Origin of the sequence: Bifidobacterium biavatii DSM 23969, from assembly GCF_000741165.1 — a bacterium.
In the GTDB taxonomy this organism is placed as follows: Bacteria; Actinomycetota; Actinomycetes; order Actinomycetales; family Bifidobacteriaceae; genus Bifidobacterium; species Bifidobacterium biavatii.
Genome location: NZ_JGYN01000039.1, coordinates 1 through 19,836, shown reverse-complemented (window position 1 = coordinate 19,836; position 19,836 = coordinate 1). Strand labels below are relative to the sequence as shown.

Genomic DNA, 19,836 nt, shown 5'->3' with positions numbered 1-19,836 from the left:
GTCGGCCGTGGCGTCGTCGGCGGCGAACAGCTTGGACGCGAATTCGCCGGAATCGGTGTCGGACACGCGAGCCTCGATGCGCTGCAGCAGGTGCTGGAAGCGGTCGACGTAGGTCGGGTCGACCCACGGGAACGCGAGTTCGGCGAAGCGCTTCGCCCACGCGAGGTAGGTCATGGACGCCAGGTCGCCGAAGTAGGGCTTGGCAGTCCTGTCGAGCGCGTCGATGATCTCCTGGCGACGCGAATCGAGCTCCTCGGGGTGCTTCATCACGCGCACGAGCAGGCGCCCGCACGCGGCGGAGGCGTTCTCCAGCTCGTAGATGTCGGCGTGCAGGTGGCTCAGTCCGGAGGAGACGCCGCCGACGGACTTGCCGGACGGCACCCAGTGGGCGGCCTGCGGCGCGAACACGTCGTCGGACTTGGCGTCGGCGGGAATGCCAGGCGTGTTGACGAGCATCCGCTTGACTTCGGGGCTGGTGTGCGCCTCCTTGGCTGTCATGGCGGCGGTGCCGACGAGCACGCCGTCGACCGGCATGTCGGGCAGGCCGTAGGCGCGCGCCCACTGGCCGGAAATGTAGTCGGCCGCGCGTTCGGGCGTGCCGACGCCGCCGCCGGCGACGAGCACGAGGTTGTCGCAGGCGCGCACTTCGGCGTACGTGGAGGCGAGCAGGTCGTCGAGCGCCTCCCAGCTGTGGTGGCCGCCGGCCTCGCCGCCCTCGACCTGGATCATGATGACGGTGGGCGCTACGGCCTTGGCGATGCGCACGACCTGACGGATCTGGTCGACGGTGCCGGGCTTGAAGCTCACGTACGGCAGGCCGTCGGCCTGCAGCGACCTGATGAGCGCGACGGCCTCGTCGAGTTCGGGAATGCCCGCGGAGACGACCACGCCGTCGATCGGCGCGCCGGACGCGCGCTTCTTCGGCACGATGCGCGAGGAGCCGAACTGCAGGTTCCACAGGTAGCGGTCCATGAACATGGCGTTGAATTCGACCGTGCGGCCTTCTTCGAGCAGTTCCTCGAGACGCGCGACGTGGCGGTCGAAGACCTCGGCGGTCACCTGGCCACCGCCAGCGAGTTCGGCCCAGTAGCCGGCGTTAGCGGCCGCGGCCACGATCTCAGGGTCGACGGTGGTGGGGGTCATGCCGGGCAGCAGCACCGGCGGCTTGCCAGTGAGCTTGGAGAACTTGGTGACGAGCTTGTCGCCGGCCGGCGTCCGGACAACGCGGGGCGCGAACGCCTTCCAGTTCTGCGTGCGTTCGGGATCCCCCGCCAGCGTGGACAACGCGGCCCGTTCGGACAGCGTGGTCGCTTCGACCACGCCGACGCCGGTGCCCTGCACCACGTTGCCGATCAGCTTGCCGAGCGTGTTGCCGGGGCCGAGGTCCACGATCCACAGCTTGGCCGGGTCGGCGACGTCGAACAGCGCCTTGACGCGCGCGTTCCAGTCGACGTGGTTGAGCAGCACCTCTTCGGCGAGCGCGCGGGCGCGTGTCTGGTCGAAACCGCATGCACCGGCCCATGCCACGGTCTGTGCGACCGCTTCGGCCATGAGCGGCGAGTGGAACGGCAGCGTGACCTCGAGGTATTCGAGGGTGGGGGCGAACACAGCGCCGCCGCGCAGCTTGTGTTCGCGCAGCTTGGCCTGATGCCGGTGCTCGCGTTCGGTTTCGAGCGCGAAGGCGGCCAGGTCCTCCGGGTAGCCGGAAAGCACGTGATGGTTGTCGGAGTTGGTGACGGCGATGGAGATCGGGCCGCGCGCGCGGTCGACGCGGGCGATGAGCGTTTCGACCTGTTCGCGCGTGGCACCCTTGACGGACAGCATCGGGCTGGCTTCGCCGACCTTGGGGTTGAGGCCGAGTTCGCGCACGCGGCGGGTGCCGGCCGCGCCGATCAGGGAGGCGACGGCGAGGATTTCGTCGAGCACGGGCGCCGCGGCAGCGATCGAGCCGGCATTCTGGATGGCGCGGGTCATGTGGACGGCGAGCACGCCCTGCGAATGGCCGAGCACGGCGACCGGCTGTGCGGCGGCGACGTCGTAGCCGAGATTGGCGAGATCGTGCAGCGCGCCGAGCTGGGCGAGCGCGATGCCGGACACGGAGACAGTCGCGTCGGCGGCCGGGCCGAGCTTGGCCGGGTTCGCGTTGGCCGCGGCAACGGCGAACAGGTCGACCGGTCGACCGGTGGTGGCGAGCAGGTCGGCGGCGACCGGCGCGAGTTTCGCGTCGGCGGCGGCCGCGTGCCCGCGCAGCGCGGCGTCGATGGTCGGATCGGTGGTTTCGTCCTCGAGCGCGACGGTCCACGGCGTGGACTGTCCGGCGAACGCGAGCGCGTGCGGCTCGTCCGCCAGCTTGTTCAGAAAGAATGTGGTCATTGGTGTTCCTTATGTGAGGTTGATGGTCGAAGTATGGATATGACGTTCGTGCTGCTGTATCGGAATCGCGCTTCGCGCGATGCTGTGTTGTTGGCGGTGCCGATGCACCGCAGACGCTCCCTCAGTCCGCCTACGGCGGCCAGCTTTATATCCGTTCGACGGACATGAAGTGAAAGCTCATAACACGCCTTGCAGGCTCCCTCGGCTGAGGGAGCTGTCACGCGAAGCGTGACTGAGGGAGCGTCTGCAGCGCGTATGCGCTGCTCACGACGCAGCATCGGCGCAAGCCGATTCCGTTACAACGGTTGGTTGCCGTGGTGTTTGGTGGTGGCGCGTGTCCGCCGTTTGCCGGCGAGCAGGCGGAGGGATTCGGCGATGGCCTCGCGAGTTTGTTCGGGGTCGATCATCGCGTCGATCTGCCCGGTTTCGAGCGACAGGTTCGCGTTGACGGTGGTCCGCTGGTAGTCGGCGACGAGCTGCGCGCGCAGCGCGTCCACGTCCTTCCCGCTTTCCTTCGCTTTCTGCAGGTCCTTGCGGTGAATGATGTTGACCGCGCCGGTCGCACCGAGGACGGCGATCTGCGAGCTGGGCCATGCGAAGTTCATGTCCGCGCCGATCGCCTTGGATCCCATCACGATGTACGCGCCGCCGAACGCCTTGCGCAGCACGACGGTGACCATCGGCACCTGCGCGTTGCCGTACGCGTAGATCACCTTCGCGCCGCGCCGGATGATGCCGGCGTGCTCCTGTTCGGCACCGGGTTTGTATCCGGGCGTGTCCACGAGCGTGATGACGGGCAGGTTGAACGCGTCGCACAGGCGCACGAACCGCGCGACCTTTTCCGACGAGTCGACGTCGAGGATGCCGGCGTTCACGTTCGGCTGGTTCGCGACCACGCCGACCGGATGCCCTTCGATGCATGCGAATCCGACGACGGCCGAGCCGGCGAACAGTTCCTGCACCTGCACGAATTCGCCGTAATCAACGATGCAGCGGATCACGTCGAGCATGTCGTACGGCTGCCGGTCGTTGTCGGGCACGATCGTCGCGAGTCGCTTCGCGGTGTCGCGTTCGGCGCGCGTGACGGCGTACGCGTAAGTCGGCGGCTCGTCGTCGGAGCTGGACGGCAGGTAGGCGAGCACGGTGCGCGCATAGTCGATCGCGTCCGCTTCGTCCTCGCCGAGATAATGTGCGACGCCGGAGACGCGGTTGTGCACGAGTCCGCCGCCGAGGTCGTCCATGCTGATGACCTCGCCGGTCGCGGCCTTGACCACGTCCGGTCCGGTCACGAACATGTTCGAATGTTCGCGGGTCATGATGATGAGGTCCGTCAGGGCCGGGCAGTAGACCGCGCCGCCCGCACACGGCCCGAGGATGATGGAGATCTGCGGCACGAAGCCGCTGGCCTTGCAGGTGCGGCGGAAGATGTGCCCGTATTCGGTCAGGGCCGCGACGCCTTCCTGGATGCGCGCGCCGCCGGAGTCGATGAGCGCGACGATCGGTACCTTGAGTTCGAGCGCCTTGTCCATGAGCCGGCAGATCTTCTCGCCTTCCGCACGTCCGAGCGTGCCGCCCCGCACGGAGAAGTCCTGCGCGTAGACGGCGATTTTGCGCCCGTACACGTCGCCGAATCCGGTGATGACGGCCGCGCCGGCCTTGCCGTTGTTGATGTCGCCGCCGGCGAATCGTCCGATTTCCTCGAACGTGCCGGTATCGAGCAGCAGGTCGAGCCGTTCGCGGGCTGTGTTCTTGCCTTTGACGTGCTGGCGTTCGCGTGCGTGCGCCTCGGCGTCGCGCGCGAGTTCGGCGGCACGGGCGACGGCCGCGCGGATCGGCTGATGGTCGCCGTCGGGCTGTTTCACGTACTGTTTGACGGCCGGGGACTGCATGATGTCGGTCATTGCGCGCCTCCCTTCGCTGCACCGGCCGTACCGGCAGTACCAGTCGCGTCGGTCTTAGCCTTCGCGTCCGCGCCGTCCACGTCGAGCGTGACGAGCGTCTCCCCCGCCTCGACGCCGGTCGCGGGCCCGACGAAAATCTTCGTGACGGTGCCGGCGGCCGGCGCGTACACGTAGTTCTCCATCTTCATCGACTCGAGCACGACGAGCAGGTCGCCCTTGGCGACGTGCTGCCCTTCGGCCACGTTGATGCGCGTGACGACCGCCTGCATCGGCGCGGCGATCACGCCCGGACGCTCGGCGGTCTTCTGCTGGGCCGATTCCGCGCGGTGCAGGCCGGCTCCGCGCAGCGGCTGCGTCGGCCGCTGCGCGCCGCGGGCGCGAGCCGAACCGGTGATGTTTTCGACGATGTCGAGCGGCACGGTGAGCTTGACGCGCTTGTCGTTCATTTCGATCACGAACGTTTCGGTCGGCGTCGGCTTCGCCTCGGCCGCCGCGCCGGACGCACCGTTCGTACCGGCCACACCGGCGCTGAGCGACGCGGGCTGGCCGGCGCGCGTCGCGTTCGCCTCGCGGTTCAGGTACTTGCGTTCGAGCCATTTGGTGCTGATGTCGAACGGGTGGCCGTGTTCGGCGGTGAATTCGTCGTCGCGGAACACCTGCTCGAACAGGCTGGAGGGCGTGGGCACGCCTTCGATGTGCAGTTCGCCGAGCGCGCGGCGCACGCGGGCCACGGCGGCCTCACGGTCCTGCGCGGTGACGACGAGTTTGCCCATCATCGAATCGAATTTAGGCGAGATCGTGTCGCCTTCCACCACGCCGGAGTCGACGCGGATGCCAGGGCCGGACGGCCATTCGAGCCGCGTGAGCGTGCCGGAGCTGGGAGTGAGGTTCTTGGCCGGATCCTCGCAGGTGATGCGCAGTTCAAAACTATGGCCGCGCGCCTCGGGCGGCGTGGTGAGCGCGCCGCCGTCCGCGATGGTGATCTGCTCGCGCACCAGGTCCAGCCCGCACACCTGTTCGCTGACCGTGTGCTCAACCTGCAGGCGCGGGTTGACTTCAAGGAAGTACACCTTGCCGGTGTCGGTGAGCATGAATTCGCAGGTGCCGAGGCCGATGTAGCCGACCGCGTCGAACAGGGCGCGTGAGTAGCGTTCGAGCTGCTCGTGCACGCCCTCCGGCAGGAACGGGGCGGGCGCCTCCTCGATGAGTTTCTGGTTGCGCCGCTGCACGCTGCAGTCGCGCGTCGAGTAGACGGCGAAGTTGCCGTGGGAGTCGCGTCCGCACTGCGTTTCGACGTGGCGGCCCTTGTCGATGAAGCGTTCGACGAAGTACTCGTTCAGATCGCCGCCCTGCAGCGAATCGTGGTTCATGTAGAAGCCGCGCAGCTCGTCGTCGCTGCGCACGATGGTGATGCCGCGTCCGCCGCCGCCGTCCGTGCGCTTCATCATGATCGGATAGCCGTGCGTGTGTGCGAAGTCGTACAGTGCGCGGATGTCGGACACTGATTCGCTCAGACCCGGTACGGGCGGCACTTTGGCGCGCGTGGCGACGCGGCGTGCGGTGATCTTGTCGCCGAGGTCGGTCAGAGCCTCCGGGCTCGGGCCGATCCACGTCGCGCCGGCCCGGTCGACCTTGTCGGCGAAGGAGGCGACTTCGGAGAGGAAACCGTAGCCGGGATGCACCGCATCCGCGCCGGAGCGGTGCAGCACGTCGATGAGCAGGTCCTCGTTGAGATACGTGTCCTTGTAGGTGTCGCCGGGCAGCAGGTACGCCTCGTCGGCGAGCGACACATAGGGCGCTTCGCGATCCTGTTCGGCGTAGACCGCCACCGTGGCGATGCCCATTTCGCGCGCGGTCCGCACCACGCGCAGGGCGATCTCACCTCGGTTCGCAATCAATAGTTTTTTGACATTTTGCGTCATGGCGTCAAAATATAGACCCGCTGACTGAAAATGCATGGGAACGATCTCAACAAAATTCCCGACGATCTTTTGTAAAGCTACACAAACGTAACCGCAACATCGCAGGTCTAGCGTAAGGCCTTGTAACTTGACGGAACTGCACGCTGTTGCAAGACAAGTCACGCGTTTTCGTCAGACTCGCTTACTCGAGACAAGGGGAATCATCATGCCGTCCATCACCACATCCGCGGTCGCGGGTAGTCGCGTCCGCCGCACCGTTCTCGCCGTCGCCAAGCCGATCGCGTTCGCCGTGCTTCTGTGGCTCGCGTCCGCCGCCGGCGCGGTGCCGATTCCGGGCACGCCGGTGCCGATCACGCTGCAGACGTTCGTGGTCATGGTCGCGGCGCTCACGATGGACTGGCGTCAGGCCGGTGCCGCGGTCGCACTGTATCTGGCCGCCGGCGCCGCGGGTCTGCCGGTGTTCGCGGGCGGTTCGTCCACGGCCGCGCTGTTCGGCCCGTCGGCCGGATTCCTGATCGGCTTCCTGCCGGGCGTGATCGTCACCGCATGGCTCAAGGGCTCGTCCCGTCGTGCAATCGCCGCGCATCATGCGGCCGGCTCGTCGACACCCACAGCATTCACGGCATCAACCGCCCGTTCCATCGCCGCATACGCCGCGCCCGGTTCCGATGACGCCGCCGACCGTACCGATCTCGCGGCATCCGTTGCGGATGCGGCCGCGTCCCGCCCGATCGTCTTCGCGCTGACGTTCCTGCGCTACTTCGCGGCCGCGATGGTCGGCTGCGTGGCCGTCGTCTACGTGTTCGGCTTCGCCGTGCAGGCTGCGCTCACCGGCGCTCCCCTGCCCGCGATCATCCTTGCGTCGGTGCCGTTCATCATCGGCGACGTCGTCAAGTCCTTCGTTGCGTCCCTGACAGTGTCCGTCGCCGTCGCACTGCGCCGATAATCGATCCTCAGCGGCTTTGCCGCACGAGCTCAGGCCAGCACGCCCACGTCTGCAGTGCGCACAACGTGGGCGTCGCCGTCCTGCGTGCGGATGGTGAGCGACGCGTCGGCGTTGAGCGCGAGTGCTTCGCCGCGCAAGGTGGAACCGTCAGTGAAATGCGCTTCGACCTCGTGGCCGAGCGTCCAACAGACACGGCGCGTTTCATCGAGCAGCCGCGAGGCCTGTCCGTGCGGATCGGCGGCGAATGCGGCGATGCGCGCACGTAAACCGGCGACGATGCCGGCGGCGATCGCGTCGCGCAGCGCGTCCGCATTATCGGCGGAAACGTCATAATGCAGCTGCAATGACGTGGCCTGCGCCGTGGGAAGCCGATCGGCCGGCACAGCCAGGTTGATGCCGATGCCGAACACGAGCGTCACGTCACCATCTGCCGATTGGCTGACTCCAGCCGGCGGCACCACCATTTCGGCGAGGATGCCGCCCAGCTTGCGTCCGTCGCAGAATAAATCGTTCGGCCATTTGAGCATCAGATTGCCGCTCCCGGAATCATGGACGGCCGCGCGGATCGAGTCGAGCGCGGCAAGCCCCGCGATCATCTGCAGCCATCCGTTGACCCGCTCGTCGGTCGCGATCGCACGCGAAGCGCGCGCCACGAACGACACCGTGAACGACTCCCCCGGGCAGCTCGTCCACGTATGATCGAGCCGGCCTCGGCCTGCGGTCTGCGCGTCTGCCGCGACCACGGCGACCGGCCGTCCCGCCGCAACCAGCTCGCGCGCCGCCGTATTCGTCGACCCGATCGCATCGAACAACAGCACGTCGCCGCCCGCCGCCGCGACCGTGCGCGGCATCCTCCTCATAGCCCAGTTGACAGCCGCAACGCACGCCATCACCGCGCGCGCCTTCTCAATATCACTGGCATCATTGGCATTCGCAACATCACTCATGCCTTCAGCCTACCGCGGCCGCATCCTTCGTCACTGCCCGCCCGCATCGAAACGGACGGGACTTTTCGTATACGCTCATCCGCGCATGCGCCGGCGCAACAGCGGTTCAGGACAGTACGCCGACCTCGCTGGCGAGCAGGTCCTGCGTGTCGCCGGATTCCAAGCGCACGCTGATCGACGCGTCGTCGTTGAGCGCGACGACCGTGCCGTGCACCTCGCTGCCGTCGATAAGCTGCGCCTCGATCTCGCGGCCCATCATCCAGCACACGTGGCGCATCTCCGAACGCAGACGGCTCGCCTGCACGATCGGCATCTCCACGAACGCCTCAAGCCGCGTGCGCAGCGATTCGACCAGACGTGAGGCGATCATATCGCGCAGCGTTTCGATCGGCGGCAGCGGTGCGAAATGCATCTGCAGCGACGTCGACTGCGCCGTGGGCAGGCGGTCGGCCGGCATCATCAGATTGACGCCGATGCTGAACACGACAGCCACGCTCACATCGTCGTCGGGCAGCGGCACCGGTTCGGTGAACGTGCCGCCGAGCTTCAGCCCGTGGCAGTACACGTCGTTCGGCCACTTGAGTTTGAACCCGCAGTCCGGATAGAACGAGTGCGCGCCGCATTCGTCCAGCGTGTTCTCGAGCGCGTCGAGCGTGGCCAGACCGGCGATCATCGACAGCCAGCCGTTGATGAGCTCGTCCTCGGCGATCGTGCGCGGAATCACCGCAATGAACGACATGGTGAACGAATGCCCCGGATTGCTGATCCACGGGCGCCCGAAGCGCGCCAAGCCGTTCGTCTGACTGTCCGCGGCGACCACGGAGATCGAAATGCCGTGATCGGCGTCGTGCGCGATGTCGCCCGCAGCGATCATGCGGCGGGCCTGCGCATGCGTCGAATCGATCTCGGCGAACGTGACGGTTTTGTCGGCCACCCTCTCGGTGGCATCAAGGCGCGGCTGTGCGATCTTCAACATTGAAATCATGCGATTCACCTTACGCCGGCCCTTCCGGGACGTCAAAAATCGTGTCAATATACCGAGCGCACGGGGTGTCGTCAACCATTTTGCCGGTTTTTGCCGCAGCAATCGCACATCGCGCGGTACATAACGCGACATAAGGCAACAACCGCCGACGCTCTCCGCCCAGTGCAACGGCCGCGCCAGACAGCGGCGATCCGTCCCGGAATCCATGCCCTCACGCCACGCACCATCAACCGAGCAGACGAACCGATGAGCAACTCCCCGCACCGACACAGCATCAATACTGCATGGCATTCGTCTCCTCCGGCCTCGTTGCGAACACCGGCCGTTAGGCCGGCCGATAGAATGGCGTGATATGACCACAGCCAGCGATTCTCAGTCCCCCGCCCCCGCACTCTCCCGCGGCTCCCGCCTCGACCGCCTCGCCGCGGCCGCACGCCGGACGCTGGCCGTGCTCGCGTGCCTGTGGGTCGCGCTGTGCGTGGCGATCGGCCCACTCTACTGGGAGAAGGGCTCGATCGCCGACTGGACGCAGCTCAACAGCCTGTACTTCATCGCGACGTTCCTGATCGCACTGTCAATCGTCGGCCTGCTCGTGCGCTCGGGGCGTCCGCGCCGCACCGACGAACCGTCACTGTGGCGCAGCATCATGGCACTCGTCATGCAAACCATCGCAGAACGTCTGTCACGCACGCACCCCCGACTCGACCGCGCGCTGCGAACCATCGCAACATACACGTCGTCCTTCGTACGCCACGCAGCCGCCGTCACCGGCCGCGCGCTCACCCATGCAACCGATCGCGGCTGGAAAATCTCCCTCATCCTCATCGTCGGCTGGCTGTGGGTGCCGGCCACGCTCATGAGCGCGTTCGGCGCGGACGTGCGCTCGCAGGCGCGCGAGTTCAGCTGGGCGTGGAACCAGTGGACCGGCATGAAGCAGCCGTACATCGGCTTCTTCTCGTTCGTGCCGATGGACATCTACCCGACCGCCCACTACATGTGGCCAAGCAATCCGACCTACCTGACCGACCAGCACAACATCGTGCTCACCGTGTTCTACGGCGGCGCGGCCGCGATCTCGCGCTACCTGACCGACTCGAACGACGCAGGCTTCGTGGCGCTGTCTGTATTGCAGTGGCTGTTCGCCGCGTTCTGCTGCGCTTCGTCCGCGAACCGCTTCCTCAACCTGCCGTGGCTGAGACCCGCACACGCCACCGAGCGCGTTGACTACGCGCGACCCGAGCGCCCGCACTATCTAACCCCGGTCGACTTCGCGCATCCCGAGCGCGGCGCCGCCTCGTCGCTGACGATCACGCGCCTGCGGCCGCAGCGGTATCCGAACCGGGCGGCCGGCGGATTCGCCCGGTTCGTCACGCTGCTCATGTTCCTGGCCTGCCCGCTCGTGCTGTTCTCGACGATTTCGCTCACCAAGTCGCCGCTGTTCGCGTTCGCGTTCACGTGGTGGTTCGGCGTGTGGTACGAGCTACTCATGACGTGGCGACCGGGCGGGCGCAACCCGCTCGACGCGATCGTGCGCACGCCGGCGCACACGTTGGCCGCATTCGTACTGTCGACGTGCGTCATGTTGATCTCCGCAAAGTACGCGTGGTACATCATCGCCGCGCAGATCGTGCTCGTGCTGTTCGCCGATCGCAAACGTTGGCGTACATACGCGGTCGCCCTGCTGCTGCCGGTGATTGTCATCCACGGCGGCATTTCGCTGCTCGGCTCGACCGGCTCGATTATCACCGGCGACCCGATCGAAAGCCGCGGCGTGCAGCTGCAAATGATCGCGCGCGTCGCCAAACTCAACCCGGACGGCATCCCCGACTCCGCCCGCGACAAGCTCGCGCCGATCTTCAACCTCGACCAAATGGCCGAATCGTACTTCCAGCAGGACGCCGACCCGGTCAAATCGTCCGGTATCCAGTCGAAGAAGGTGAGCTACAAGTGGCGCACCGTCACGCCGGACGACATGAAGCAGTTCAATTCCGCATGGCTGGAGATCGTCAAGGCGAATCCGGTGATCGCGCTCGACGCGCTGCTCGCCGAATGCTACGGCTACTTCGACCCGACCGACCAGCCGTACGTGGCGATGGACTACTACATCACCAGCGACTACGTGCAAAAATCCAGTACCTGGCTCAAGCTCGTGAACCACGACTGGCGCGAGACCGTCGCACAGCGGGCGCGCGACTGGGGCGCGATACCCGTGCTCGGCTGGGTCACGCACGGCAACTTCTACGTGACATTGACCCTGCTGATCGGCGCGGCCGAAGTGGTGCTGCGCCGCTGGCGCACGCTGCTCACGCATTTCCCGCTGCTGCTGCTCATGGGCGTCATGGCCACCGCGCCGGCGAACAATTTCGAGCGGCACATGCTGCCCGTCGCGTTCGTGTTCTGCTTCGTGTGTCTGACGTTCTGGCGCGAGTCGCGCGCGGCGCGGGCCGGCTCCGCGACGCACCAAGATGGGACAGAGCAACGGCCGGCAGACTGAAATCAAGCGAGTTTGACGATCGAGAGGCTGATTCCAACCTCTGCAAAGGTCAGTTCTACGATCGAGAGGCTGCAAGGAACCTGCTCGAGGCCACCGCATTACGGTTTTCGGTGAAATACAGGCTAGTTCGTGGGGAAAAATCGTCTATGACGGCCTCTCAATCGTCAAACTGGCATGGTCTCATGTCATTTGTCGACGGAATCAGGCGCAGGCCGACTAAGCTGAGGGGCATGTCGGAACGTATGAACGAGGATTTTCTGGAACTGCTCGTCGCGCACGGCTGCGATGCGGAAACGGTCGCGTTCGAATGCCTGGTGAACGGGATGGTGGACACGCGGACCGCGTCGCTGATGCATGTGCTTGGCTGGCCCGATGACGCACGCTGCTTTGCTGTGGCGGGGTACCCGTGCACGTCTGGCGTATCCGCGACGCTGCAGCAGCTGCGCGCGGCCGTGCGTGATTTGGGCGGTTCGCTGACGATCGCCGGCGTGCACGACGGCGTGTGCGTCGCGCTGACGGCGGCGCAGGCTGCGGCGACCCCGGAAGTCACGTGCACGGCGATGATGGCGACGTTCGCAGCTGACCGTCCGGTGGCGCTCGGTCCGGTCAGGCACGGGGTGAGCGGGGCGTCGGCGACCGTGCTTGCCGCGTTGAGCACGCTGGCGGCGGCTCCTGCCGTCCGGTTTGCGCCCGGCGTGTCCGGGACGTCCGGTTCCGCCAGTCTGACTGGTTCGGCAAGGGCTGTCGGTGCCGCTTCCGCGTCGATCACGGCGGCGTCCGCATCATCGGCACCTGCGTCATTGCATGACGACGGCCCGTCGCAAGCCGCCGCATGGCGCAACCCGCGCGAGGACATGATGCGTTTGATCCGGGCTGAGGACGCGCTGCCGGAACGTGCGCTAATCGGCGACGAGGACGCGAAACGCGAGCTGGTCGAGGCTGTGTATGGCAGTCTGACCGCGGCCGGTCCAGACGATCCGACCTTGGAAACCGTCTCGACGTTTCTGCTGTCCGGCGGTTCGTTGGAAACCACGGCGAAGGCGCTCAACGTGCACCCGAACACGGTCCGATATCGCTTGAAGCGTGCCGCCGACGCCACCGGCTGGGACGCCACTGACCCACGCGAAGCCTACGTGCTGCGCACAGCCATCGCGCTCGGCCGCATGACCCTTCGTTGATCGGCATCCAATCGGCAACACGTTTCGGATATGCGAGAACCCCCGCGGTGCGGTTGCACCAGCGGGGGTTCTGCGTAAACCGTTCTCAGCGAGAATCAGGCAACGGTCATCGGATCGACCGGGACGCCCGGGTTCATCGTGGAGGTGATGGTCGCCTTGGTGACGTAGCGGCCCTTCACGGTGGACGGCTTCAGACGCTTGACTTCGTCGGCCACGGCCTTGAAGTTCTCGTCCAGAGCGGCCTCGTCGAAGCTCATCTTGCCGATGAGGAAGGAGAGGTTGCCGTGCTTGTCGACACGGAAGTCGACCTTACCGCCCTTGATCTCCTTGATGGCCTTGGTCACGTCCATGGTGACGGTGCCGGTCTTCGGGTTCGGCATGAGGCCACGCGGACCGAGCACGCGGCCGAGGCGGCCGACCTTGCCCATCATGTCCGGGGTGGCGACGACGGCGTCGAAGTCGAGGAAGCCGTCGGCGACCTTCGCGATCAGGTCGTCGTCACCGACGATGTCGGCGCCGGCCTCGGTGGCCTCGGTGGCCTTCGGGCCACGGGCGAACACGAGGACCTTGGCGGTCTTACCAGTGCCGTGAGGCAGCAGGACGGAGCCACGCACCAGCTGGTCGGCCTTGCGCGGGTCCACGTTCAGGCGCAGCACCGCTTCCACGGTCTGGTCGAACTTGTACTCCGGCATGCTCTTGAGGAGCGCGATGGCCTCGTTGGCGGTGTAGAGGTTGTTGCGATCGACCTTCTCGGCCGCTTCGCGATACTTCTTGGAACGCTGTACCATTAGTCCTTCTCCTCTTCTCAGTCGGTGACCGTGATGCCCATCGAACGGGCGGTGCCCTCGATGATCTTCATGCCGGCTTCGATGTCACGAGCGGACAGATCGGCCATCTTGATTTCGGCGATCTCGCGGACCTGAGCCTTGGTGACGGAGCCGACCTTGTGGGTCAGCGGGTTCTCGGTGCCCTTGTCGACGCCGGCGGCCTTCTTGAGCAGAGCCGCGGCCGGCGGGGTCTTGAGGATGAAGGTGAAGGAACGGTCTTCGAAGACGGTGATCTCGACCGGGATGACCTGACCCATCTTGTCCTGCGTCTGGGCGTTGTACGCCTTGCAGAAGTCCATGATGTTCACGCCGTGCGAACCCAGGGCCGGGCCCAGCGGCGGGGCCGGGTTGGCCTTGCCAGCCTGGATCTGGAGCTTGATCAGCGCCGTGACCTTCTTTTTAGGAGCCATGTTATTGGTTCTTCTTTCTATGAAGCGGTGGTAGTGGCGAACGCCTTGGTTTCCCGCGGCGAACTCCTCCCGCAATCGTATGGTTGCTGTGCTGTGCTAGCGGGTTTGAGCGCGCGTCGCCGCGGCGCATCCGGCCCTCCAGACACAAACCCTTCTATTATGCTGTGCCCTCCGGACGACACGCCGTGCCACAGCCATATCACTGCGGCCGGCACACCCACAGGGACGCAGACAGTCAGATACGAAAAATCCCCGCACAAAGGCGGGGATCACGTTTACCAAGTAAAGCGAATAACGTGTGCGGAGGCCGCCGCCTGAACCCGAAGGCGTACTCAGTACGCCGAGTGGTGAAGAAAGGCGGCATACGCTCCATTATTCGATTTACTGAAGCTTCTCGACTTGGTTGAAGCCGAGCTCCACCGGCGTGTCGCGGCCGAAGATGGAGACCAGCACAGTGAGCTTCTGCGTGGTGGGCTCGACGTCGGAGACGACGGCGGCCATGGTGGTGAACGGGCCGTCGGTGACGGTGACCTGATCGCCGACCGCGTAGGAGACCTCGACCGTGCGCTTCTTGGCGGCGGCAGGCTTGTCGCCAGCCTTGCGCAGCGCCTCGGCGGAGATCATCGGGGCCATCATCTGGACGACTTCCTTGCGGGAAAGCGGAGCCGGATCCTTGGTCGGGCCGACGAAACCGGTCACGCCTTCGGTCTCGCGCACGATGCGGCGAGCGTCCTCATCCGGCCACATGCGGATGAGCACGTAACCCGGCACACGGACGCGGGTGATGACCTTCTTGCCCTTGTCGGTGTGCTTCTCGACTTCCTCCATCGGCACTTCGACCTGGAAAATCTTGTCTTCGAGGCCAAAGCTCACGACGCGGGATTCGACGTTGGTCTTCACGCGCTTCTCGTAGCCGGAATACGTGTGCAGCACGTACCACTTGCCTTCGAGCGTGCGCAGCGACTTGGAGAATTCCTCGACGGCCTTGGCACCGGCGTCCTCGGGGGCGTCCGACTCGTCGCCTTCCTGGGAATCGGATTCGTCGACATCATCGGAATCCTCATCATCTTCAGCGGATTCATCGGCGGCGGCATCAGCCTCATCGGCAACCGGAGCGGTCGGGAGATCAGCGGAGACGGACTCGTTCATTTCGTCCTCGTCCGCGGAGGCCACGGCGTCGAGGTTCACCTCGGGCTCGGCCTGGGCCGCATCGTCATCGGTCACGTCGGGACGCGAGTCGAGATCCTCGAAATTCACTTCATCAGTCATTCGTTATTTCACCTTTGTTGTGTCGTAACGATCAGCCGAACACCCACAGCGAGAGCTTGCCCAGACCGAAGTCCATGCCCGTGACGAGCGCCATCAGGAAGAGCACAAAGATGAACACGGCCAGAGACCAGAGGAACAGTTCCTTGGCGGTCGGGGTGACGACCTTACGCATTTCGTCGATAATCTGCTTGATGAACAGGCCGACGCGCATAAAGATGTTCGGTTTCTTTGCTTCCACAGATGTGCTTGCCTTCGCCATAACCATCCTTACGCTAGAGCATGTTTTCAAGAGACTTGGCAGGGAAGGCGGGACTCGAACCCACAACCTACGGTTTTGGAGACCGTTGCGCTACCAATTGCGCCACTTCCCTAGGTGAACTTGCCATCCAACGCATTCGAACCGGTCAAAACCGGACGCTTGCGCTTGGCAAAACCGCCAAGTCGCTATAGTAGCGGGTATTTTCCGATTCGTCCAATCGAATAAAAAATCCCGTGGAAAAACCACGGGATTTCAACGTTTCTTCGGCATGTCGCGAAAGGTGTCCAACGGACCTCGCTACGCTCGGGCCCAATGCTGCCCTCGCTCGACTATCGCCTCGCTCAGGGCTCACCTACGGACAGTCCACCGGACTGTCCGCTTAACGGCTCGCCCACTTCTGGAACCGGCGCATGCCTTCGGCGAGCTGGTCGTCGGCCAGCGCGTACGAGAATCGCAGGTATCCGGGCGCGCCGAACGCCTCGCCCGGCACGGCGGCAACGTGCGCCTCGTCCAGCAGCGCGGCTGCCAGCTCGCTCGAACTGGACGACACGGTGCCGTTCGGGCCCAGCGGGCGGTTCAGCAGCGCGCTCACGTCGGCGAACGCGTAGAATGCGCCGGTCGGCGTCGGGCAGTTCACGCCGTCGATGGCGTTGAGCGCGGCGACGATCGCCTTGCGTCGCGCGTCGAAGCCCTCGCGCATCATGTGCACGACGTCGAGCGTGCCAGACACGGCCGCGATAGCGGCGCGCTGCGACACGTTCGCCACGTTGGACGTCATGTGTCCCTGCAGCTTGGCTGCGGCCTTGGCGACCGGCCGCGGCGCGATGAGCCAGCCGACGCGCCAGCCGGGCATTGCGTACGTCTTGGCCACGCCGTTGAGCACGATGAGCTGGTCGCGGCATTCCGGCACGGCCGCGCCGATGTACGTGGTCTTCGCGTCGTCGTAGTTGAGGTGCTCGTAGATTTCGTCGGAGATGATCCAGATGTGGTGCTCGATGGCCCACTTGGCAATGCTGCGCACAGTCTCAGGCGACCAGACGGCGCCGGTCGGGTTGTTCGGCGAGTTGACGATGATCGCCTTGGTACGCTCGGTACGCGCCGCCTCAAGCGCCTCCAGATCCGGCTCGAAGCCACGGTCGGCGCCCGCGAACACGGTAACGGGCACACCACCGGCCAGTTTGACGGCCTCCGGATAGCTGGTCCAGTACGGGGTCGGGATGATGACCTCGTCGCCGTCGTTGAGCAGCACCTGGAACGTTGAATAGACGGCCTGCTTGCCGCCGTTGGTCACGACGACCTGCTCGGGGGCAACCTCGTAGCCGGAGTCGCGCAGCGTCTTCGCGGCGATCGCCTCGCGCAGTTCGGGCAGGCCTGGGGTCGGCGTGTACTTGTAGTTCTTCGGGTCGCGGCACGCGGCCGCGGCGGCGTCCACCACGTAGTCGGGAGTCGGGAAGTTCGGCTCGCCGGCGCCGAATCCGATGACGTCGAGTCCGGAGGCCTTCATTGCCTTCGCCTTCGCGTCGACGGCCAGGGTGGCGCTCGGGGTCACGTGGTTGATGCGGTCGGAAAGAGTTTGCCATTCAGCCATAGTCATGGCTTCTAAGATAAACCCGGCGCGCGATGTATGGAAGCGTGTCGCGCCGCCGATCCGACTGTCCGCGTCTGCACGATTACACCGATCACGCCGCCGCGATCACACCAACACGAGATTGTCGCGGTGCACGAGCGGGTGCGCGTATTCCTCGCCGAGGAAGCGGTTGAGCTGCGTGGTGGTGCGGCCGAGCATCTGCGGTATCTCCTCCGAGTCGAAGCCGGCGAGGCCGCGCGCCAGATGAGTGCCGGACTCGTCGTCCACCCACACCGGGTCGCCCGCAGAGAACGCGCCGTGTACTTCGAGCGCGCCCGCGGCGAGCAGGCTTGCATGTCCGCCGCGCACGGCTGTCGCGGCGCCCGCGTCGACGACGATCGTGCCGCGCGGTTCGGCCGCGAATCCGATCCACAGCCGGCGCGACGACCCGCGCTGCTTGACCGGCGCGAACGCGGTGCCGACCGGGTCGCCCATCAGCGCCGGTCCAGCGTTCGACGCGCACGTCAGCACGGTCGGAATACCCGACACGGCGGCCACGCGCGCGGCCTCCAGCTTGGTGACCATGCCGCCTGTGCCGACGCCGGACGTCGGTCCGGTCACGGTCACGTCGCCGAGCGTTTCGGCCACGTTTGGCACGAAGCCGATGCGCTCGGATCCCGGTTCGGACGGCGGGGCCGTGTACAGCGCGTCCACGTCAGTGAGCAGCACGAGCGCGTCGGCGCGCACGATGTTCGCGACGAGCGCGGACAGCCGGTCGTTGTCGCCGAAGCGGATCTCGTTGCTGGCCAGCGAATCGTTTTCGTTGACGATCGGTACGACGCCGAGGTCGAGCAGGCGGCCGAGCGTGCGCTGCACGTTGCGGTACTGCTGCGGACGGATCGTGTCCTCGGCCGTGATGAGAATCTGTCCGACGCGCACGCCGAACCGGCCGAACGCGGCCTCGTACTGGGACATGAGCAAGCCCTGACCGACCGCGGCCGTCGCCTGCTGCGTGGCGACGTCGGTCGGGCGCGAGTCGAAGCCGAGCGGGCCGAATCCGGCCGCGATGGCGCCGGACGAAACGAGCACGACGCGCGCGCCCTCAGTCGCGGCCGCAGACAGCGCGGCGACGAGCGCGTTCAGCCGGCCCGCGTCCAAATGACCGGACGGCTTGGTCAGCGAACTCGACCCGACCTTGACGACGACGGTCCGCGCTCCCGCGACCGCGCGGCGCACCTCGGCTTCTGTAAGCATGATTGCTCCCTCTGCTGCTCGTATATGTCATTTCGACCGAGGCAAAGCCGAGCGGAGAAATTTTGCAGGGCATTGCCATCGAGGAAGATTTCTCCGCTCGCTCACGCTCGGTCGAAATGACACGTCATAGGCATGGACTATTCCTCATCCGAGTCGCCGCGACCGAACAGGCTGGTCTCGTCGTGACGGTCGTCGTCAATGGACGGATCGGCCCAGTGGCCGGCCGCGCGTTCCGCCATCATCGCCTCGCGCACGGCGGCGCGCGCGTCCATCATCTCGTGGTACTGGCGGCGACGTTCGGAGTTCGTGCGGCGGCGGCCGCCCGGCTCCTCTGGCTCAAGACGCAGGTCCTTGCCGCGCGCGCCGAGCTGAGCGCCGTCGAGCATCTCCGCGCCGGCCGCGATCGTCGGATCCCAGTCAAACTCGACCGCACGGTCCCCGCGGCCGATACGCACCTCGTCGCCCGGCTTGGCGCCCTTGCGGCGCAGCTCATCCTCCACGCCCAGCTTGGCCAGACGGTCGGCGAGATAGCCCACGGCCTCATCGTTGTCGAAGTTGGTCTGCATGACCCAGCGTTCCGGCTTGGTGCCGAGCACCTCGTACCAGACCTCGCCGTTGCCGTTCTCCTTGCGCTCCACGGTGAAGTCGAGCGCGGTGCCGCCCTCGTCGGCGCGACGGCGGCGGCGAGCGGCCTGTTCGAGCGGCTTGATGACCACGCGCTCCTGCTCCTCGGCTTCCTCGCGGCGGGCAACCTCCTTGCGCATGTCGGCCACCATCGCGGCCAACGCGAAGTTCAGCTCCTTCAAACCCTCATGCGAGGCGGTGGAGATCTCGAACACCTTGAATCCGAGCTTTTCGAAGTCCGGGCGCACGAAGTCAGCCAGTTCCTTGGCTTCAGGCACGTCAACCTTGTTGAGCACGATCACGCGAGGGCGTTCCGGGATCGGGATCGCGCCCAGCGGCAGTTCAAGCTTGTCCGCATACTGCGCGAGCTCGTGCTCGAGCGCCTCGTAGTCGGCCATCGGATCGCGGTTCGGCTCGAGCGTGGCGCAGTCGATCACGTGCGCGATGATCTCCGTGCGCTCGATGTGGCGCAGGAACTCGAGACCGAGGCCCTTGCCCTCGGACGCGCCCGGGATCAGGCCCGGCACGTCGGCGATCGTGTAGCGCGCATCGCCGGCCATCACCACGCCGAGATTCGGCACGAGCGTGGTGAACGGATAGTCGGCGATCTTCGGCTTGGCCGAGCTCATCGCGGCGACCAGGCTCGACTTGCCGGCCGACGGGAAGCCGACCAGCGCGACGTCGGCGATCGACTTGAGTTCAAGAATCACATCGCGTTCGTCACCCAGCTCGCCGAGCAGCGCAAAGCCCGGCGCGCGGCGCGTACGATTGGCCAGCGCCGCGTTGCCGAGACCGCCGGCACCGCCAGCCGCGGCGACGAAGCGGTCGCCCTCGCGGCGCAGGTCGGCCAAGCTGTTCGCCCGGATGCTTCGGCTTGCCG

At 66.0% G+C, this 19,836-nt stretch carries 14 protein-coding genes, 1 tRNA gene and 1 pseudogene; 3 read left to right on the top strand and 13 right to left on the bottom strand.

Going from position 1 to position 19,836, the window contains the following annotated elements:
* The 3 genes from BBIA_RS12035 to BBIA_RS12025 all read right to left on the bottom strand — a co-directional run.
* Window positions 1-2,373, bottom strand: a 2,373-nt coding sequence (locus BBIA_RS12035; protein ID WP_035138455.1) for a fatty acid synthase subunit beta domain-containing protein, incomplete at its 3' end; no start/stop codon positions are given.
* Between the two features lie 296 nt (window positions 2,374-2,669).
* Window positions 2,670-4,274 (bottom strand): acyl-CoA carboxylase subunit beta, encoded by a 1,605-nt coding sequence (locus BBIA_RS12030; RefSeq protein WP_033493483.1) that lies wholly within the window; start codon window positions 4,272-4,274, stop codon window positions 2,670-2,672.
* Window positions 4,271-6,196 carry an ATP-binding protein gene (locus tag BBIA_RS12025; protein WP_033493481.1) on the bottom strand — a complete coding sequence of 642 codons (1,926 nt, stop codon included), beginning with the start codon at window positions 6,194-6,196 and terminating at the stop codon, window positions 4,271-4,273. Before BBIA_RS12025 ends, BBIA_RS12030 begins: the two co-directional genes overlap by 4 nt.
* 202 nt (window positions 6,197-6,398) lie before the next feature.
* Here BBIA_RS12025 and BBIA_RS12020 point away from each other — a divergent pair, with 202 nt between their 5' ends.
* Window positions 6,399-7,142, top strand: coding sequence for a biotin transporter BioY (locus tag BBIA_RS12020; protein ID WP_420796706.1), 744 nt, complete (start codon window positions 6,399-6,401; stop codon window positions 7,140-7,142).
* A gap of 29 nt (window positions 7,143-7,171) precedes the next feature.
* Here the strand turns inward: BBIA_RS12020 and BBIA_RS12015 are convergent, their stop codons facing one another.
* Both BBIA_RS12015 and BBIA_RS12010 read right to left on the bottom strand, forming a co-directional pair.
* Window positions 7,172-7,993, bottom strand: coding sequence for a biotin--[acetyl-CoA-carboxylase] ligase (locus BBIA_RS12015; RefSeq protein ID WP_033493477.1), 822 nt, complete (start codon window positions 7,991-7,993; stop codon window positions 7,172-7,174).
* A 202-nt stretch (window positions 7,994-8,195) separates the two neighbouring features.
* On the bottom strand, window positions 8,196-9,074 hold the full coding sequence (locus BBIA_RS12010; protein ID WP_033493475.1) for a biotin--[acetyl-CoA-carboxylase] ligase: 879 nt from the start codon (window positions 9,072-9,074) through the stop codon (window positions 8,196-8,198).
* 352 nt (window positions 9,075-9,426) lie between these two features.
* Here BBIA_RS12010 and BBIA_RS12005 point away from each other — a divergent pair, with 352 nt between their 5' ends.
* Window positions 9,427-11,568, top strand: coding sequence for a DUF6020 family protein (locus BBIA_RS12005; RefSeq protein ID WP_051924046.1), 2,142 nt, complete (start codon window positions 9,427-9,429; stop codon window positions 11,566-11,568).
* A gap of 323 nt (window positions 11,569-11,891) precedes the next feature.
* Window positions 11,892-12,746, top strand: a complete 855-nt coding sequence (locus tag BBIA_RS12000) for a PucR family transcriptional regulator (protein WP_420796705.1) — start codon at window positions 11,892-11,894, stop codon at window positions 12,744-12,746.
* 95 nt (window positions 12,747-12,841) lie between these two features.
* Here BBIA_RS12000 and rplA read toward each other — a convergent pair whose 3' ends face one another.
* From rplA to obgE, 8 genes and pseudogenes are all read right to left on the bottom strand, one after another.
* The gene (rplA, locus tag BBIA_RS11995) at window positions 12,842-13,534 is read right to left on the bottom strand and encodes a 50S ribosomal protein L1 (protein WP_033493473.1); all 693 of its coding nucleotides are present in this window, start codon (window positions 13,532-13,534) and stop codon (window positions 12,842-12,844) included.
* 17 nt (window positions 13,535-13,551) lie between these two features.
* Window positions 13,552-13,983 (bottom strand): 50S ribosomal protein L11, encoded by a 432-nt coding sequence (gene rplK, locus BBIA_RS11990; RefSeq protein WP_033493471.1) that lies wholly within the window; start codon window positions 13,981-13,983, stop codon window positions 13,552-13,554.
* A gap of 381 nt (window positions 13,984-14,364) precedes the next feature.
* Entirely contained in the window at window positions 14,365-15,252 is an 888-nt protein-coding gene (gene nusG, locus BBIA_RS11985) for a transcription termination/antitermination protein NusG (protein ID WP_033493469.1), read from the bottom strand.
* Window positions 15,253-15,283: 31 nt separating this feature from the next.
* Entirely contained in the window at window positions 15,284-15,511 is a 228-nt protein-coding gene (gene secE / locus BBIA_RS11980; RefSeq protein ID WP_033493468.1) for a preprotein translocase subunit SecE, read from the bottom strand.
* A gap of 36 nt (window positions 15,512-15,547) precedes the next feature.
* A tRNA-Trp gene (locus BBIA_RS11975) sits at window positions 15,548-15,623 on the bottom strand.
* 267 nt (window positions 15,624-15,890) lie between these two features.
* The gene (locus tag BBIA_RS11970; RefSeq protein ID WP_033493466.1) at window positions 15,891-17,099 is read right to left on the bottom strand and encodes a pyridoxal phosphate-dependent aminotransferase; all 1,209 of its coding nucleotides are present in this window, start codon (window positions 17,097-17,099) and stop codon (window positions 15,891-15,893) included.
* A gap of 105 nt (window positions 17,100-17,204) precedes the next feature.
* A complete protein-coding gene (proB, locus tag BBIA_RS11965; protein ID WP_033493464.1) occupies window positions 17,205-18,332 on the bottom strand; it encodes a glutamate 5-kinase in 1,128 nt (375 codons plus the stop codon).
* Between the two features lie 137 nt (window positions 18,333-18,469).
* Window positions 18,470-19,836, bottom strand: a pseudogene (gene obgE, locus BBIA_RS11960) (GTPase ObgE); the annotation flags it as partial.

What these genes read in the sequence shown, in the direction of transcription:
- BBIA_RS12030 (WP_033493483.1), bottom strand. Translation starts at nt 4,274, where the DNA reads ATGACCGACATCATGCAGTCCCCGGCCGTCAAACAGTACGTGAAACAG.
- BBIA_RS12025 (WP_033493481.1), bottom strand. Translation starts at nt 6,196, where the DNA reads ATGACGCAAAATGTCAAAAAACTATTGATTGCGAACCGAGGTGAGATC.
- BBIA_RS12015 (WP_033493477.1), bottom strand. Translation starts at nt 7,993, where the DNA reads ATGCCGCGCACGGTCGCGGCGGCGGGCGGCGACGTGCTGTTGTTCGAT.
- BBIA_RS12010 (WP_033493475.1), bottom strand. Translation starts at nt 9,074, where the DNA reads ATGATTTCAATGTTGAAGATCGCACAGCCGCGCCTTGATGCCACCGAG.
- BBIA_RS12005 (WP_051924046.1), top strand. Translation starts at nt 9,427, where the DNA reads ATGACCACAGCCAGCGATTCTCAGTCCCCCGCCCCCGCACTCTCCCGC.
- BBIA_RS12000 (WP_420796705.1), top strand. Translation starts at nt 11,892, where the DNA reads ATGGTGGACACGCGGACCGCGTCGCTGATGCATGTGCTTGGCTGGCCC.
- rplA (WP_033493473.1), bottom strand. Translation starts at nt 13,534, where the DNA reads ATGGTACAGCGTTCCAAGAAGTATCGCGAAGCGGCCGAGAAGGTCGAT.
- rplK (WP_033493471.1), bottom strand. Translation starts at nt 13,983, where the DNA reads ATGGCTCCTAAAAAGAAGGTCACGGCGCTGATCAAGCTCCAGATCCAG.
- nusG (WP_033493469.1), bottom strand. Translation starts at nt 15,252, where the DNA reads ATGACTGATGAAGTGAATTTCGAGGATCTCGACTCGCGTCCCGACGTG.
- secE (WP_033493468.1), bottom strand. Translation starts at nt 15,511, where the DNA reads ATGGCGAAGGCAAGCACATCTGTGGAAGCAAAGAAACCGAACATCTTT.
- BBIA_RS11970 (WP_033493466.1), bottom strand. Translation starts at nt 17,099, where the DNA reads ATGGCTGAATGGCAAACTCTTTCCGACCGCATCAACCACGTGACCCCG.
- proB (WP_033493464.1), bottom strand. Translation starts at nt 18,332, where the DNA reads ATGCTTACAGAAGCCGAGGTGCGCCGCGCGGTCGCGGGAGCGCGGACC.